Annotated in this window: 18 protein-coding genes; 1 reads left to right on the top strand and 17 read right to left on the bottom strand. The window is 41.6% G+C overall.

The window, feature by feature from the left end:
* Nucleotides 1–258: 258 nt before the first annotated feature.
* The 16 genes from recO to rpsU all read right to left on the bottom strand — a co-directional run bounded on the left by recO (nt 259) and on the right by rpsU (nt 13,321).
* A complete protein-coding gene (gene recO, locus BMW59_RS04215) occupies nt 259–1,020 on the bottom strand; it encodes a DNA repair protein RecO (RefSeq protein WP_093047832.1) in 762 nt (253 codons plus the stop codon).
* Nucleotides 1,021–1,056: 36 nt separating this feature from the next.
* Entirely contained in the window at nt 1,057–1,203 is a 147-nt protein-coding gene (locus BMW59_RS04220) for a YqzL family protein (protein WP_093047834.1), read from the bottom strand.
* A gap of 134 nt (nt 1,204–1,337) precedes the next feature.
* On the bottom strand, nt 1,338–2,252 hold the full coding sequence (gene era / locus BMW59_RS04225) for a GTPase Era (RefSeq protein WP_093047836.1): 915 nt from the start codon (nt 2,250–2,252) through the stop codon (nt 1,338–1,340).
* The gene (locus BMW59_RS04230) at nt 2,245–2,643 is read right to left on the bottom strand and encodes a cytidine deaminase (protein WP_093047840.1); all 399 of its coding nucleotides are present in this window, start codon (nt 2,641–2,643) and stop codon (nt 2,245–2,247) included. The genes era and BMW59_RS04230 overlap by 8 nt, the downstream gene beginning before the upstream one ends.
* Before the next feature lie 28 nt (nt 2,644–2,671).
* The gene (locus BMW59_RS04235) at nt 2,672–3,064 is read right to left on the bottom strand and encodes a diacylglycerol kinase (protein ID WP_093047841.1); all 393 of its coding nucleotides are present in this window, start codon (nt 3,062–3,064) and stop codon (nt 2,672–2,674) included.
* Nucleotides 3,048–3,512: an rRNA maturation RNase YbeY gene (gene ybeY / locus BMW59_RS04240; RefSeq protein ID WP_093047842.1), complete on the bottom strand. Its 465-nt coding sequence runs from the start codon at nt 3,510–3,512 to the stop codon at nt 3,048–3,050. Before ybeY ends, BMW59_RS04235 begins: the two co-directional genes overlap by 17 nt.
* Nucleotides 3,509–5,704 (bottom strand): HD family phosphohydrolase, encoded by a 2,196-nt coding sequence (locus BMW59_RS04245; protein WP_093048497.1) that lies wholly within the window; start codon nt 5,702–5,704, stop codon nt 3,509–3,511. The genes ybeY and BMW59_RS04245 overlap by 4 nt, the downstream gene beginning before the upstream one ends.
* A 308-nt stretch (nt 5,705–6,012) precedes the next feature.
* Nucleotides 6,013–6,978 carry a PhoH family protein gene (locus BMW59_RS04250; protein WP_093047843.1) on the bottom strand — a complete coding sequence of 322 codons (966 nt, stop codon included), beginning with the start codon at nt 6,976–6,978 and terminating at the stop codon, nt 6,013–6,015.
* Between the two features lie 5 nt (nt 6,979–6,983).
* Complete coding sequence (yqfD, locus tag BMW59_RS04255) at nt 6,984–8,171, bottom strand: sporulation protein YqfD (protein WP_093047844.1); 1,188 nt, start codon at nt 8,169–8,171, stop codon at nt 6,984–6,986.
* Between the two features lie 22 nt (nt 8,172–8,193).
* Nucleotides 8,194–8,481, bottom strand: coding sequence for a sporulation protein YqfC (gene yqfC, locus BMW59_RS04260; protein ID WP_093047846.1), 288 nt, complete (start codon nt 8,479–8,481; stop codon nt 8,194–8,196).
* A gap of 381 nt (nt 8,482–8,862) precedes the next feature.
* The gene (locus BMW59_RS04265) at nt 8,863–9,405 is read right to left on the bottom strand and encodes a hypothetical protein (protein WP_093047848.1); all 543 of its coding nucleotides are present in this window, start codon (nt 9,403–9,405) and stop codon (nt 8,863–8,865) included.
* A 49-nt stretch (nt 9,406–9,454) separates the two neighbouring features.
* Nucleotides 9,455–10,468, bottom strand: coding sequence for a flotillin-like protein FloA (floA, locus tag BMW59_RS04270; RefSeq protein ID WP_093047850.1), 1,014 nt, complete (start codon nt 10,466–10,468; stop codon nt 9,455–9,457).
* Nucleotides 10,465–11,832 (bottom strand): NfeD family protein, encoded by a 1,368-nt coding sequence (locus tag BMW59_RS04275; RefSeq protein ID WP_093047852.1) that lies wholly within the window; start codon nt 11,830–11,832, stop codon nt 10,465–10,467. Before BMW59_RS04275 ends, floA begins: the two co-directional genes overlap by 4 nt.
* Nucleotides 11,833–12,168: 336 nt before the next feature.
* Nucleotides 12,169–12,489, bottom strand: coding sequence for a hypothetical protein (locus BMW59_RS04280; protein ID WP_093047853.1), 321 nt, complete (start codon nt 12,487–12,489; stop codon nt 12,169–12,171).
* A 196-nt stretch (nt 12,490–12,685) separates the two neighbouring features.
* The gene (locus BMW59_RS04285; RefSeq protein ID WP_093047855.1) at nt 12,686–13,129 is read right to left on the bottom strand and encodes a GatB/YqeY domain-containing protein; all 444 of its coding nucleotides are present in this window, start codon (nt 13,127–13,129) and stop codon (nt 12,686–12,688) included.
* 18 nt (nt 13,130–13,147) lie between these two features.
* Nucleotides 13,148–13,321: a 30S ribosomal protein S21 gene (gene rpsU, locus BMW59_RS04290; RefSeq protein WP_093047857.1), complete on the bottom strand. Its 174-nt coding sequence runs from the start codon at nt 13,319–13,321 to the stop codon at nt 13,148–13,150.
* A 195-nt stretch (nt 13,322–13,516) separates the two neighbouring features.
* On the opposite strand from rpsU, the gene BMW59_RS04295 reads away from it, so the two are divergent.
* Entirely contained in the window at nt 13,517–14,446 is a 930-nt protein-coding gene (locus BMW59_RS04295; RefSeq protein ID WP_093047858.1) for a Na/Pi symporter, read from the top strand.
* 183 nt (nt 14,447–14,629) lie between these two features.
* Here the strand turns inward: BMW59_RS04295 and mtaB are convergent, their stop codons facing one another.
* Nucleotides 14,630–15,967, bottom strand: coding sequence for a tRNA (N(6)-L-threonylcarbamoyladenosine(37)-C(2))-methylthiotransferase MtaB (mtaB, locus tag BMW59_RS04300; RefSeq protein ID WP_093047860.1), 1,338 nt, complete (start codon nt 15,965–15,967; stop codon nt 14,630–14,632).
* Nucleotides 15,968–15,969: the final 2 nt, after the last annotated feature.

Consider the following 15,969-nt stretch of genomic DNA (forward strand, 5'->3'; position numbering starts at 1 on the left):
TAAAAAACTCCCGTCTCTATATCCTTAAAGGATATAGGGACGAGAGTTACCCGCGGTTCCACCCTAGTTGCACTGACAGATCTGTAAGTGCCGCTTTAAAGTACTATGCTCCGGAACGCCTTCCTTATCATCAATATGCTCAGCTTCCACCGTCCTAAGCTCGCTTAACCAGTTATATTGAGGGGATAAGTACTACTCTCCTTCAGCGCATAAATTATTATCTGATTTGCTTATTAACAAATCTTACTCAAAAACCGCTTAACTGTCAACGTCCGGCTGCGAAAATCGCGTCATTTGATCTAAAAAACGTTTAGATTTAAGTTTAATACCCACGTATTCCTGATAGTATAGCTCCAAAACTTCTTTAAGCTGTTTTTTTGTCTCCTCTTTAACAGAAATTTGCCCGATCCTTGCCGGATTTATTTGCTGAAACAGCCTTAATAGCTTCATAACAGCTGGTGACACTTTCAAATGATAGTCATCATTAGCAAGACATTGTGTGCACAAGGCTCCGCCAAACCTTAAAGAAAACATAAAAGGCAAATCTGTATTTCCGCAATTGGCACACTCATGAAGGGTTGGTGTAGAGCCTGAATAAGTGAGCATTTTTGTTTCTAAAATCCGAAGCAGAATTTCCCCGTCATCGCCTTCGTTCAGGTGATGTAACAGCTGATAAAGCAATTCGAAGAGATAAGGGTTTTTATCCTGATCTTCAGTAAGCCTGTCTATCAGTTCGACCATCACTGCCCCGTACGCTGTTACCATGAGGTCGCTTCGCACATCTCTGAATGAATCTATAATATCAGCCTGATTCAACGTGCCTATACCTTTTGACTTCTGGTATATAAAAGTGCCATAAACAAAAAGCTGCGAGACAGAAGCAAAGCGGCTTTTCGGCCGCTTTGCTCCTCTGGCCATTAATGCTGTCTTTCCGTTTTCCCTTGAATAGACAGTAAGAATTTTATTTGTCTCGCCGTAATCGTTCGTTCTAATTATTATTCCTTCTATTTTTTGTAACAAATCCGCCACCTGCCATTTCTAGGTGAGCAAAGGTCATTAATGAATGAGTGACTCATTCTCTTCAGAATAAATCTCATCTTCCGGTAATGCGCTTTCGTCCCCCTCTTGGGACAATTCTTTATATAACAGATAAGATTCCACGTTGCCTGTTTTGGAGAATACATGCCAGGATAACTGCCGCATAGGAATGCTCCACCTTTCTTTGTACAGACGTAATTGTTTACCTGTTATGATGACCTGCTGCGCTTTTTTAATGTCAAGGAAATATTGACAGTTTAAATTTCTGGTTCGAGGTATATTTTTGAAAGTAGCAGATATTAATATTCTTCTTCATCGTAGCCGAAATTTTTTAAATACTTCGGTTTGTTTCTCCAGTCTTTTTCTACCTTCACCCACAGTTCAAGAAATATTTTGGAACCGAGAATATTTTGAATATCTTCTCTCGCCAGCTTGCCTATTTCTTTCAGCATTTTACCTTGTTTGCCAATAATAATACCTTTCTGTGAAGATCTTTCCACTACAATAACAGCCCCGACATACACAGTTTCACTGTTTTCCCTTCTCTTTATCTGCTCAATTTCAACAGCAATAGAATGCGGGATTTCTTCATGAGTCAGATGAAGCACTTTCTCACGAATCATTTCAGACATAAGAAACCTTTCCGGATGATCTGTAACCTGATCCTCCGGGTAAAACTGCGGACCTTCTTCAAGATAAGCATATACCTGCTCCAGCAATGCTGGAACATTATTTCCTTGTAACGCAGAAACAGGAATTACTTCTTTAAATGGAAATAAGCTCATATATTCCTCAATTAACGGAAGAAGCTGGTCAGGGTGGATTTCATCAATTTTATTGATAATGAGAAAGACCGGGGTGTCAATATTTTTAAGGCGTTCGATAATATATTCGTCTCCGCGGCCTTTCCCTTCCTTGGCATCCACAAGGAATAAAACGACATCCACTTCCCTAAAGGTGTTTTGAGCTACACGTGTCATAAAGTCTCCTAAACGGTGTTTAGGTTTATGGATCCCGGGTGTATCAATGAATACTATTTGTCCTCTTTCCTCCGTATAAACCCCTTGAATTCTGTTTCTTGTTGTTTGGGGCTTATCGCTCATTATAGCAATCTTTTGTCCTAAAACCTGGTTTAACAAAGTTGATTTACCTACATTAGGCCGCCCGACTAACGCAGCAAATCCTGATTTTTGTGTCAGAGACTGATTAGTCATGCAGATCCTCCGGTGAAAAAGCCCCCGGCAGTAAATCCTCGACTGTCCATTCTGCCGTGTTTCCTTTTAAGTTAGTGAGAAAAACTTTTGTATGAGGCTGCAAGAGTTCGGACATCACCTGGCGGCACGCCCCGCACGGAGAGACAGGACCGTCTGTATCAGCTGCAACGGCAATAGCATCAAATTCGCGGACCCCTTCAGAAACAGCTTTAAAAATAGCTGTTCTTTCAGCACAGTTACACATACTGTATGCAGCATTTTCTATATTGCAGCCCCTGTACACCGTCCCGTCTTTTGAAAGCAGTGCTGCTCCTACCTGGAAACGTGAATATGGCACATACGCTTGTTTTCTTGATTCGATTGCTTCTGATAATAATTGTTCTTTATTCATACCTATCACCTCAATTAAATTTCACACGCTATAGAAACAGTTCAATGATGTGAGGGATAAAGATCATAACCCCAGCTGCCACAGCTGTTAAAGCAAAAATAAAAACGGCGCCGGCGGCTGCATCTTTAATAACTTTTGCCCGCTCATCATAAGTTTGTACAATCAGGTCCACTAAATGCTCTATAGCCGTGTTTATAAGCTCCAGGCCAATGACCGCCCCAATAACCACAGCTAAAACCGCCTGCTGCTCTATTGGTATTTGCAGTAATTGCGCTGATATAAAAACTGCGGCAGCCACCAGTACGTGGATACGAAAGTTTTGTTCATGCTTCCATGTATGCTGTATTCCTTTACATGCATAATAAAAGCTTTTTTTCAGCCGCTTCCAGGAGACAAAAGGCCTGTTATTTTTTAAGGCCATGTTTTTGAAGAATATCCTCTTGTTTAGTAAACATTTGTTTTTCCTGTTCTTCTGATTCATGCTCATATCCAATTAAATGCAAAAACCCGTGAACAGCCAAAAAACAAAGTTCTCTTTCGAATTGGTGCCCAAATTCCGCAGCCTGAGCTTTAGCACGTGGCAAAGAAATAATAATATCTCCCAGAAGATGCGGTGCCTCGGGATGGTCTAAAGTTTCATCTCCTTCATCGAGAGCAAACGACAGCACGTCCGTAGGACGGTCTTTATCCCGGTATTCTTTATTAAGCACCTGAATTCTTTCATCAGAGACGAAGGTAACTGAAATTTCTGTATTTCCGCCAACACTTTCATAATCAAGGGCGGTTTCCAATACGCTTTGAACCAAATTTTGTTCTTCCTCAGATAATAGCTCCGTTTCATCAATTATATCTATAACATATTCGTTCATGAGTCGGCCTCCTTTTCCTTCAACTCGTCTACCGGGTATTCAATTCGTGAATGAAAGGTCCCCTGCAATGTTTCACACATAGTAGTAGCAGCCATTTTCAGCTCTTTAAAGGTAATATCACACTCATCAAACTGTCCATCTTCCAGCCGGTCCAGCATAATTTTTTTAACCAGCCCTTCAATTTTTTCTTTTGTCGGATTCGGCATGGAACGGACTGCCGCTTCCACACAATCTGCCAGGCCTACAATAGCTGCTACTTTCGTTTGGGCTTTAGGCCCGGGATATCTGAATTCTTCTTCTTTAATCTTATCCTCAGACTCCTTGGCAGCTTTATGGTAAAAATATTTTAATAACGTCGTTCCGTGATGCTGTTCTGCAATGTCAATAATTTCTTTAGGAAGTTTATATTGTTTTAACATTTCCGAACCATCGTATGGATGAGAAATAATAATCGTCTTGCTGAGCTGCGGTGATATTTTATCATGAGGGTTATCAATTTTCATTTGGTTTTCTATAAAAAAGTGAGGGCGTCTTGTTTTTCCAATATCATGGTAATAGGCTCCCACTCTTGCGAGTAAACCATTCGCACCGACTGACTCACACGCGGCCTCGGCCAAGTTGGCAACTATGACGCTGTGATGATAAGTTCCAGGTGCTTTAAGCAGGATTTTTCTTAAAAGGGGATGGTTAGGGTTTGACAGTTCAATTAATTTAGTCGTAGATAAAATGCCGAAACCTGTTTCAAAAAAAGGCAGAAGACCAAGCGCCAGCACCACCGATAAAAAACCGGCTAAGGCAGCGAAGCCCAAGTTTGAGCTGATTTCCATCCAGCTGTATTGAGCATTTTTAAGCATTAAAATGGAAGTGACTACCAAAATATTAATAACAGCTACAAAGAAACCAGTCTGGAGCATTCTGATTATACGTTGGGACTTGCCTAAAAAGAAAACACCTGCGACCCCACTGAAGAAGATATATATGCCGTGAGTAAAATTTACCACCCCTGCCGCTTCCTGATTAAACATAATGCTGGCAATTATAGCAAAAATAATACTCGAGAATAACGCTACCCTGGACTGAAGGAGAGTAGTAATAAGCATCGTCCCCATCGCTACAGGCGCTATAAACGTCAATCCGTGGACATCCGTTCCATGCATAAGACTAATCACTTTTAAGATTACCAAGGTCAGCGCATAAATAGCTCCATACATCAGTAAATGAGTATTATTAGACTGGAGAGTCGTTTTAGCATCATTTAAATAAAAAGCAAGCATAGATATTAATAATACTATAATAATTCCCAATCCAATATATGGGTAAACCATCGGCACTTCTTCGGTTAATCCAACTAACGAGAGCTTTTGATAAATCTCTGCTGTAATGACCTGCCCTTCTTCCACCAGGAGCTCCCCTTCTCTGATCATCACCGGTTCAACCACTTCTGCCGCTGTATGCCTTGCGTCCTCTGTCGCTTCCTCATCCAGCATATAATTGGCTGTAATACCAAACCGGGCAATTTCTGCCATGGCTCTTAAAAGCTGGGGATCAACTGCAGAGATATCTACTTTTCTTTCTGCTCTGTCTCTAGCTTCATCGACTTCATCCATTTTCACTTCATCAGTCATAACATCATACACAGCACTCGCAGTCGTTTCCTGAGCAATCTGCAGATCTTCAGGTGAAGCATTTAACAGCGATAGCAGGGCAGTATCAGAAAGATTGTCCACTGTTTCTCCAGGGAGCATTTCCTTTAATATATCCAGCTGTTCTTCCAGTGGTATGTCTTCAGTTCCAGAGTCCAGCTCATTCTCATTTATCGTTTGCTCCTGAAGCTCGTCCTCACTGCCGGCGGCTTGAAGCTGAACTTGTTCTACTGAGCTGAAAATATCCTGTATACGCTCTATTTGATTCTGAGCATACCTTGTTTTAGTTGAATAAACAGGGTCTACAGCCTCATACGCTTCCTGTTGCAACCGTTCTGTTTCCTGTTTATTTTCAATCGTAAGAGGAGAACGTATATCCTGCTCTGAAATCGACCCTTGCTCCACCTCCAGAGTCTCCGGAATGACATTAGTCACTAACAATCCATATGTAAGCACACCTAATAAAGCAAACAAAAAAATCCGAATATACCGGTGTTTTTTTAAATTCCTCCACCAGCCTTGATGATCAATGGAAAACCTTTTAGCCATCATTCCCACCCACTTTTCTCCTAGCCCCTGTATAAACGTTTTGAGTATGCCGCCAAGCCTTGCCTGTTTTTCCTTTACAAAGGCTGACCGGCTCCATCCTGTTCCTTAATTATACAATACCTTCCTGCTTTCAGACCAGCCTGCACGGATCGTCAAGACTGAGCTGATATCTTACAGTATTCGGTGCGATCCCCCAGCTTATCAACAGCCTTTTTGACATTCTCCTTTAACAGCCAATTGACTTAAAAAGCGCAAGGTGCCTGCTGAATAGCCAGAGACACCTGTAAAATATTTATTTATTCATATTTTCAGCCTTCATCCTCTTCTTCATAAGCATCTATAATTTTTTGAACGAGTGAATGACGGACCACATCAGACGATTCAAGATGAATAAACGAAAGACCATCCACGTTTTTAAGGATATTTAATGCCGTTTTCAATCCCGACATTTTACCTTTAGGCAGGTCAATTTGAGTCAAATCTCCCGTGATCACCATTTTTGAACCAAAGCCGAGTCGTGTTAAAAACATTTTAATTTGTTCTGAAGTAGTGTTTTGAGCCTCATCCAGTATAACAAATGAATCGTCAAGAGTTCTTCCTCTCATATAAGCTAACGGAGCAATTTCTATTGTTCCTCTTTCAATTAACCTCTCTGTATGCTCCGCTCCCAACAAATCATGCAGGGCGTCATACAAAGGGCGCAAATAAGGGTCTACTTTCTCTTTAAGATCTCCTGGAAGGAACCCTAAGCTTTCCCCTGCCTCTACTGCCGGACGTGTCAGTACGATACGTTTGACCTGCCCTTCTTTTAAAGCGTGGACAGCCAGGACAACAGCTAAATAGGTTTTTCCGGTTCCGGCAGGACCTATTCCGAAAACGACATCATTTTTACGAATAGCAGCGACATAATGCCTTTGCCCAAGCGTTTTTGCTAAAATAGGTTTCCCTTTTGCCGTAAGAGTTATTTTATCTTCATATAAATCAGCCATTTCATCCAGCATGCCCCTGTCTTCCAGCTGGGCAGCATAGGCTACATCGCGTTCTTTAACGGATATTCCGTTTCGGATTAGTTTTAACAACATTTTCAGGATATTTTTTACTTTTTCAATGGAATCATTCTCACCGTAAATGGTCACTTCTTCGCCACGTGTTAAAATAGAGACTGAAAAAGTTTCTTCCAGCCTTTTTAAGTGTTTGTCATTAGGTCCAAATAACGCTTGTACTTCATTCGCTTCTTGTAATGGTAATTCAATAGTTAAATTGTTATCTTTCAATCGTCTCAGTCTCCTTGAATAACCGGCTGTTTAACCGCAATATCATCTATTACCCGAAAGTGTAATAATACTTTTACTTTACCACCCTCAACGGTCTGGTGCAAAACTTTTTCATCTATGATTTCTGCTTCTTCAGAAAAACGCTGAAGTAGGGTTTTCACAGCTTCTTCTTTAGCAATAGCGGCTGCTTTTTCTTTTGCCCTCCGCTCCTCTACTTCCAGCAAATCGTACTGGTTACGGATCTCGTATGCAAGCGGAAGACGGAATCCAAAAGGCTCCCACTTTTTTACAAGAGTGTCCTCATATATATTATCCGATTTGAGTCCTTTAAAACCCCAAAATGGTATTCTCATATCCCACAGTTTTAATGCATGTTTCCTTTGTATTTCACCTGTTACAGTTTCCACTGCTAAGTTAAGCGGCACCTTAACATTTACTTTATACCATGACTCTCCCCTGACCCTTCCTTCTGCAGCCACCCGTTTGTAGTTGTCTTCTTTACCAATTAAGCCTGAGACAAGGATTTCCCCTTTTTTAACAAACTGATTAGGTTCTACCATCGGCTTTCCTTTTTCTACAAATAAATCATGAATAACAGCTTTACGTGCTGCTACAAGGTGCGCTGGTCCCGATCGCTGCTTTTCCTCTACAATTTCCCGCTCCACTACTTGAAAGTGAAGGGCAGACCCTTGTTTAGTGACTCCCACCCACGTCACTTTATCCAGTTCATTCATAATATTTTCCTGAATTTTTTCAGGGGGTGGAAGAAAATAGTGCAGTTTTCCTTTCTTAACACCCATATCACTTATAGCAGACCTTAATTCATATTCAAGATGCGGCTCTGCTCCGTCTATCGTTATACTCCACACCATATTTGAAAGCAGAATAAGAGCGAAAATAAAAGCAGCCAGACCTGCCAGCATCCCTTTTCGCTTTGTAATTCTTTTGAGTATAAAAGGGGCCCCTCTTTTTTCTATAAAATAAATTTTACAAGGGAAGTGCTTGGCCAATTTTTTGAGTTTGGAAAGATCTGCTAACATAACATTAGCAGTAAACATGCTGTCTGTCTCAAACTGAACTCCCCATATTATTACACCGCGTTCTGTACACTCATTAATAAATGATTCAGCTGTTGTCCCGGACACTCTGATTTTCATATAACCTGCAGCTCGGTGCACCCACTCGTTTCTCATAATTACCTCCGCTTCAGAAAATTCAATTAAGGTTATCTGAATAATGAATATGATTAATAATTCCTTCAAGCAAAATTTCTTCAGGTAAAATTGATTTAATAATAAATCCTTCACCTTGAATAATAATTTGCCCTTCAGTCATAGCCAGTCTCAGTTCTTTATCTGTAAACCGAATGACTCCCTGGTGATTTTCAATGTAAACATGAAGATGACCTACCATTGTCAGTCTCGGTAAATCCATTACTACATCGGCAGGCAGGTCCATTTGATCTACCATCCATTTTTTAATCCATGTTTGGAATTTTTTCATGCTGAACCTCCCCTTCACTCATATGTATGACTGTGTCTGGTAAGCTATCACCTAAAATATTGCGTAAAATAAGGGCACAAGCCTGACGGAAATAATACTGTGAAAATAAACGAGGCGCTGAAACAAAACTAAATTAAATCTAGGATAACCGAAGAATGAATTCACAATAGACCATAAAGTGAGATGATGTTCATAAACGCACTCGCTTGCCGCAGGCATCTCTTCAGCTCCTAGGCAAAAATCGCCTGCGGGATCTGCTGGTATATTCTATTGTTGATTTTTGCTCCAGGATGCTCCCTTTTCAGAGAAATCTTTAACAAAACCAAAATAAAAAAGAGACTTGCACTGATTAACCAGTACAAGTCCCTTACAATAAATTGTTTATTTTCTTCGGGCTTTAGGTTTCCCTAAAATTTCTGACCAAATAACACCTTTTACTGCTTCTTCACGTGAAACGTTACTGAAGTCGAGCCGGACTTTCTCTTTCCTCCGCGTTAAGTCACCTTCAAAAATTGGTGAATTGTCAATTTTACCAGCTTGCTCTGATGCACGTTTTTTTCGGCTTTGAATTTTCTCGTACCTTTCGTGCAGTTCGCGGTTAGACTTGCTTAGTTCTTGTTCAGCATCTCTCGGCAATGAGGAGACCCTTCTCTCAGCTTCTCTTTGATTTTCACCTCCGCGGGTGACGGTCGGCTGAGGCTGAGTAGGCCGCTCTTCCTGCCTGAAAATATCTTTCCAGTCTACTTCATTTTCTCTCCGAGCCGGTTCAGGTGGTGACTGGTCTCTTTGCTGCTGAGGCCGTCGAGGCCCCTTGTTTTCTTCTTCCGCACCTCTTCCGCGCCCTTGAATAAAGCTTAAAATAGCGGCGATGATGAAAAAGAGAAGGAGCGGTGATTCCAGCAGCAAATTAAATAATCCTTCCATTTATAACGCTCCTTTCCTAAAAGGACAAAAAGGGAAGTTACAACCTTGATTAACGGCGGCGGTCTACAGGGTTTGTCCCTTCTTCGTCCTCACCATCATCAGTCGCTTTACCGATTGAGTCTCTCATATCTGTATCGGCTTTAATATTATTAAAGTTCATGTAATCCATAACTCCTAGGTTGCCGGATCGCAACGCTTCAGACATCGCCATAGGTACTTCAGCTTCTGCTTCCACAACTTTGGCGCGCATTTCTTCTACTCTGGCTTTCATTTCCTGCTCTTGCGCTACAGCCATTGCCCGTCTCTCTTCAGCTTTAGCCTGGGCAATTTTCTTATCTGCTTCTGCCTGGTCTGTCTGAAGAACAGCTCCGATATTTTTACCAATATCAATATCGGCAATATCAATTGATAAGATTTCAAATGCGGTGCCTGCATCCAGGCCTTTTTTCAAGACAGTCTGTGAAATCATATCCGGGTTTTCAAGAACTTCTTTATGATTAGTAGCCGAACCAATTGTTGAAACAATCCCTTCCCCTACACGGGCAATAATTGTTTCTTCACCGGCACCCCCGACGAGACGGTCTATATTCGCACGGACCGTAATGCGTGCTTTAGCTTTCACTTCAATACCATCCATTGCCACACCAGCAATAAACGGTGTTTCAATTACTTTTGGGTTAACGCTCATTTGAACGGCCTCAAGGACATCCCGGCCTGCCAGGTCAATGGCAGCGCACCGTTCGAATGTTAAATCAATATTGGCTCTTTGGGCTGCAATTAATGCATTTACGACCCTGTCCACGTTTCCTCCGGCCAGGTAATGGCCTTCCAGTTTATTCGTACTAATATCAAGTCCGGCTTTAACCGCCTTGATTAATGGGTTGACAACTCTGTGCGGGATAACACGGCGGAGCCTCATCCCAACCAGCTGGAAAATACCAACTTTTACTCCTGCTGCCCAGGCTGAGATCCATAAAGCCACAGGTACAAAAGTAAATAGTACTGCAAAAGCAACAATGATAAGGGCGAGCCCTATCCAGATCCCTATTTCTTGTGTAATCATGTTTTTTCCTCCTTCTTCTCAATCGACTCATCAATTTTTTCGGAAATTTCCCGGACAACTATACGTGAGCCTGCCATAGAAATAACCTTAACTTTCCTTCCCTGTTCAATATATCCTCCCTCGGATACAACGTCAAGTCGTTCGTCATTTATAATCGCAGTTCCTGAAGGGCGAAGGACAGTTAAAGCTTCTCCTGTCTGCCCTAAAATTTCATCTCTGTTTTCGTTAGAGACATACCCGAGTTCAGTTTTCGTCTGATCACTTAAAATTACTCTTCTGAATGGCCCCTTGTAACTTGCATATTTAAAGAAAATAACTGAGGCTATCACTGTTATAATTAACGCGATCGTGACTGAAATCATTATATTTACAGTGGAATAGGAGCTTAGAACTAAACTTCCCACCACGCCTCCTATTCCAAGAACGCCAAAGATTCCGAAGCTCGGCGAGAATATTTCCACGAGTATCAGGATGACTCCGATCCCAAATAAAATGACGGCTTCCCAGCCGGCAAAACCTGCTACAAGATGACCAAAGAAAAATAGAAATAAAGCAGATGCCCCCATAATACCCGGGATGCCAAAACCGGGAGAATACAGCTCAAGCACAAGACCGAGGCTTCCAATAGAGAGCAGGATAGGTATGACCACAGGATGAGTGACAAATCGGGCAAGCTGCTCAGCAAAACTTACTTCCGTTTCTTTAATTTCTGCATTTTCCATGCCAAGGTATTCAAGAAGCTCTTCGCGGTTCTCTGCCGTTGCTTCTGCATAGCCTGCTTCGAGAGCCTGGCCTGGTGTCAACGTTAACAGTTCTCCTTCGCCCGCGCCGTACTCCGGGAGATCTATTCTGGAATCAGCCATAGCGAGCGCAAATTCAGGGTCTCTGTCATTTAATTCTGCCGCTTCTCTCATACTGGCCAGCCAAGCAGACTGCGCTTTTTCATCAGCCGCACTTCCTGTCCCATCAATAACAGCAGCTGCCCCCATCCGCGTTCCTGGAGCCATAACTATCTCATCGGCATTCAGAGATATATAAGCGCCTGCAGACAAAGCATCCCCCACTATAAAAGCGGTCGTCGGTGTTTCAGCATTCCTTACTAAAGATGCAATATTTCCGGCCGCATCTACAAAACCGCCCGGTGTATGAACTTCAAAAACTATATGATCTGCTCCTTCTTCCTCGGCAGTTTGGATCGAACGGTTTAAGAAAGCTTCCAGTCCCCTTTCCACTTCTTTCTCAACCGGAATAAAATAAACAAGCTCCCCTTCTCCTCCGCTTTCCGCACTTAATGGTCCACTGATAAACAAAGCAAAAGCTGAGATAATCATGGCCGCGTACACGAAGATTCGAACGTTCATCATTTGACTCCCCCCTTCTTAGAGATGTCCTTATTAAAGATATAATGATACATTTACGTACCAGTATTATTTAAAGTTTCATTTTTTAAGAAACAACTGTCTCTTTCTGTTATTTTACCTATTTTGTCTTTAAATTAAAAATATTATGATGTATTTTATAATTATTTCACCCTGTGCCGCCCCGCTCGTTTTCAGTGACAAACTGCCAATCATCAACAGGGCTTTAACATACTCTTAAAGCTTCAACTAACACACAAATAATCCAGTTGAATAATCAGAGGACGGTTCTGCAAGGCCTAAAAAAAGAAACTGACGCAGCGGTCAGTTTCTTTTTTAGAATTAATTGGCATCATCAAGATTTTTTAAATAGTCTCTCGTTTTTTCTGTCCCCAGCTCATAAATCAACTGGAATAACTCTCTTACCTCATCTTGAAATTCACTTTTATCCAAATCATCCTGATACTCATCGAACGGCCTTACAAAAATATGCTCCTGTATCACATCGTTCTTATTTACTTGAGCTATTAACTGTTCAAGTTGCTGTTTTTCCTGTTCATCTGCCTCAACTTCATACTGGACAGTTCTTGTATCCGTTTTTACCGGTTGAAGTCTGATATAGCTACCGCCATGCCATGCTACGTAAAATAACTCTTTAGCCATAGGAATCCTCCTTAATCATAAGTCATAAATGTAGATACCCTAAATTGCCAAAAAATATTCATCTTGCTTCACCGTTATTAACAGATGCTCCTATGCCACCTGAAAAAGTCATTTAAGATCTGGGGATTGCGAGGAACCATCTACTGCCGTTATCCAAAAATAAAAACGCCTTGTATGTTACAAGGCGTTTCGTACATTATGATAAAGACTGTTGGACAAGCTCTTTTACTTTTGAACCATCTGCGCGGCCTTTTACTTTAGGCATAATAGCGCCCATCACTTTTCCCATATCTGCTTTCGATTCAGCTCCAACTTCTTCAATAGTTTCATTAACCACTTGCTGGAGTTCCTCTTCAGTCAGCTGTGACGGCATATATTCAGTTAATATCTGAATTTCAGCATTGGTTTTATCAGCAAGATCCTGACGGTTTGCTTGTTCAAATTCATGGAGGGATTCTTTACGTTGTTTCATCTCACGATTAAGAACCGTTAAGATTTCATCGTCAGTAAGTTCTTTTCCCTTATTAATTGATTCATTCTGTATAGAAGATTTCACCGAACGAATAACCAAGAGGCGTTGCTTCTCTTTATTCCGCATCGCTTCTTTCATATCTTCGTTAAGCTGATCAAGAATAGTCAAAGAACTGACACCCTCTCATTAGAACTTACGTTTACGAGCTGCTTCAGACTTTTTCTTACGCTTAATGCTCGGTTTTTCATAATGCTTTCGCTTCTTAACTTCCGCCATCGTACCTTCCTTAGACATCGTTTTCTTAAAGCGACGAAGAGCAGCATCGATAGACTCATTTTTACGCACACGAGTTTCTGCCATTCTGTATCCCTCCCTCCGAACAACCAATCGAAACATGCGAAATTAGCATGTCTTTGTTGATTATATACGAATGGGAACTTATGGTCAACTTATGAGCACTAAATAGACGTTAAAAATTTTAATCTTATATTTAAATAAGTGATTAGTCATCCTTGTCCACCTTTCCCCATATAGTGGTTTTGAGGGGGAGAGAAAATGAATGAATGGATCACCTTATTTGCAATATATCTTGCTCTTTTTTTATTCGGTATGACAGTGCTCAGACACGGATTAATGGTCCGCTTCAGGTCTTCTCTGCCGGAAATTCTCACAAGGTTTGTAGACCGGCCGTGGAAAGGCTTAATTGCCGGGACGCTTGTTGCTACAGTGGTCCAGAGCAGTTCAGCAGTTATGGTCATAACTGTAGGGCTCGTAGCGGCGGGTATATTGTCTTTTAAGCATTCTGTTGGTATTATGCTTGGGGCTAATATAGGAACTGTAGCGACGCTTGAAATTCTCGCTTACGATCTGTCATCTTTTATAATGCCGTGTTTAGTTATTGGTGTTATTTTGCTATTTTCCAAGACAGAGAATAATTTTGCTCTCGGCTGTCTTTTTTTTGGTTTTGCCACAATGATCGTCGCTATGCAAGGATTTGAAAGTCTTGCTTATCCGCTGTCATCCATTCCTTCTGTTTATAACTGGTTCACTTCAACAAGTGACAATTCACATATCGGTATTTTAGCCGGCATCATTTTAAGCAGTGTTATTCAATCAAGCTCCGTCGTGACTGCTATGGCGATGAGTTTTATGAATGAACACATCTTAGGGCTTCCTGCTGCCATATCTATTATGCTCGGCGCTAATATCGGCACCTGCATCACCGCCTGGTTTGCAAGTTTTGGAGGATCAAAAGAAGCAAAGCTCACAGCATATGCACATATATGGGTAAATATTATTGGCGTCCTTCTCATTTTGCCGTTTATTGACTGGTTTTCGGCGATTGTCTCATTGACAAGCCCTTCTCCTGCTCAGCAGCTCGCACATGCTGCTTTCCTGTTTAATGCCGCCAGCTCCCTGCTTTTTCTTCCGTTTGCCGGACATCTGGCGTATATCGTGCAAAAAATACACGGACATATCCGTTAACCTATCAGTCCGTTTTTCTATTATGAAATGATATCAATCACTTCCTTAAATTGCAGATGTATATCAAAGAGCTGAACCGATACTCGTTCCTGACTCCTCACCAGACAGTCAAAACGGGCTGTTAATATAATTAAAAGAGCCATCCTCAAAAGTGATACTTTTGGGACAGCTCCTGCCTGACTATTAACTAGTCACGGTTTTTCGTAAATCTTTTTCTGCTTTAACAAAAGAACCTATGTTATAAGGGTAGCCTGCCTGATCGATTTTAACCTTTACAATTTCACCAATCATTGAGGTATCCAAAGGAACTTTTACTTTCATATAATTATCTGTATAACCTGTTAGATAAGCCGGGTTTTCTTTGTCCTTTTCTTCTGGAATCATTTCCAGAACCTGCCCCTCGTAATAAGAAGCGTATTCTTTTGCCTGCTGATTAGACAGCTCGATTAAGTAATGGACCCGCTTATTCTTTACCTGGTCATCTACTTGATCTTCCATTCGTGCAGCAGGCGTTCCTGTACGTTTTGAATAAGGAAAGACGTGAAGTTCCGAAAATCCGATTTTTCTGATGAAATCAGCTGTTTCGTTAAATTCCTTATCCGTTTCCCCAGGAAAACCGACGATGACATCAGATGTTACAGCTAGCCCCGGCAAAGCTTTCTTCAGTCTGTCAACTCGCTCTTTATAAAATTCCGCCGTGTATTTACGGCGCATACGTTTTAATACAGTATCCGACCCTGACTGAAGCGGGACGTGGAGATGGCGTACAATTTTGTTTGAGTCATTTATAACTTGTATAACATCATCAGTTATCTGACTGGCTTCAATTGAAGAAATACGGATCCTTTTTAAGCCCTCCACCTTCTCCAGGTCGGCTAATAAATCAGCAAGACTGTAATCTTTCATGTCTTCCCCGTAACCGCCGGTATGAATGCCGGTCAGTACAATTTCTTTGTATCCTGCATGCACAAGCTGCTCAGCCTGCTCAAGGACATCTTGAGGCTGTCTTGAGCGCATCAGGCCTCTCGCCCAAGGAATAATGCAGAAGGTACAAAAGTTATTGCACCCTTCCTGAATTTTCAAAGAAGCCCTGGTTCTGTCTGTAAATGAAGGCACGTCCAGTTCTTCGTACACTCTTGCCTTCATTATGTTGCCTACGCCATTAATCGGCTCCCTGCTGACACGGTACTCCTCAATATAATCAATGAGCTTATGACGGTCCTGCGTGCCGACAACAATATCAACACCGGGAATAGCCATTACTTCAGCCGGGGAGGTTTGTGCATAGCATCCTGTCACACATACTACCGCATCCGGGTTTTTGCGGATTGCCCGTCTAATAACCTGACGGCTTTTTTTATCTCCGGTATTGGTCACCGTACACGTATTAATCACGTATACGTCTGCAATTTGTTCGTATTCAGTTTTTTCATAACCTGCCTTATGAAACAGCTGCCAGATAGCCTCTGTTTCATAATGATTAACTTTACATCCTAATGTATGGAAAGCAACACTTGGCATTA

Origin of the sequence: Salipaludibacillus aurantiacus, assembly GCF_900111295.1 — a bacterium.
GTDB classification, from domain to species: domain Bacteria; phylum Bacillota; class Bacilli; order Bacillales; family Salisediminibacteriaceae; genus Salipaludibacillus; species Salipaludibacillus aurantiacus.

What these genes read in the sequence shown, in the direction of transcription:
- BMW59_RS04220 (WP_093047834.1), bottom strand. Translation starts at nt 1,203, where the DNA reads ATGCGGCAGTTATCCTGGCATGTATTCTCCAAAACAGGCAACGTGGAA.
- era (WP_093047836.1), bottom strand. Translation starts at nt 2,252, where the DNA reads ATGACTAATCAGTCTCTGACACAAAAATCAGGATTTGCTGCGTTAGTC.
- BMW59_RS04230 (WP_093047840.1), bottom strand. Translation starts at nt 2,643, where the DNA reads ATGAATAAAGAACAATTATTATCAGAAGCAATCGAATCAAGAAAACAA.
- BMW59_RS04235 (WP_093047841.1), bottom strand. Translation starts at nt 3,064, where the DNA reads ATGGCCTTAAAAAATAACAGGCCTTTTGTCTCCTGGAAGCGGCTGAAA.
- ybeY (WP_093047842.1), bottom strand. Translation starts at nt 3,512, where the DNA reads ATGAACGAATATGTTATAGATATAATTGATGAAACGGAGCTATTATCT.
- BMW59_RS04245 (WP_093048497.1), bottom strand. Translation starts at nt 5,704, where the DNA reads ATGGCTAAAAGGTTTTCCATTGATCATCAAGGCTGGTGGAGGAATTTA.
- yqfD (WP_093047844.1), bottom strand. Translation starts at nt 8,171, where the DNA reads ATGAGAAACGAGTGGGTGCACCGAGCTGCAGGTTATATGAAAATCAGA.
- yqfC (WP_093047846.1), bottom strand. Translation starts at nt 8,481, where the DNA reads ATGAAAAAATTCCAAACATGGATTAAAAAATGGATGGTAGATCAAATG.
- BMW59_RS04265 (WP_093047848.1), bottom strand. Translation starts at nt 9,405, where the DNA reads ATGGAAGGATTATTTAATTTGCTGCTGGAATCACCGCTCCTTCTCTTT.
- floA (WP_093047850.1), bottom strand. Translation starts at nt 10,468, where the DNA reads ATGATTACACAAGAAATAGGGATCTGGATAGGGCTCGCCCTTATCATT.
- BMW59_RS04275 (WP_093047852.1), bottom strand. Translation starts at nt 11,832, where the DNA reads ATGATGAACGTTCGAATCTTCGTGTACGCGGCCATGATTATCTCAGCT.
- BMW59_RS04280 (WP_093047853.1), bottom strand. Translation starts at nt 12,489, where the DNA reads ATGGCTAAAGAGTTATTTTACGTAGCATGGCATGGCGGTAGCTATATC.
- rpsU (WP_093047857.1), bottom strand. Translation starts at nt 13,321, where the DNA reads ATGGCAGAAACTCGTGTGCGTAAAAATGAGTCTATCGATGCTGCTCTT.
- BMW59_RS04295 (WP_093047858.1), top strand. Translation starts at nt 13,517, where the DNA reads ATGAATGAATGGATCACCTTATTTGCAATATATCTTGCTCTTTTTTTA.
- mtaB (WP_093047860.1), bottom strand. Translation starts at nt 15,967, where the DNA reads ATGCCAAGTGTTGCTTTCCATACATTAGGATGTAAAGTTAATCATTAT.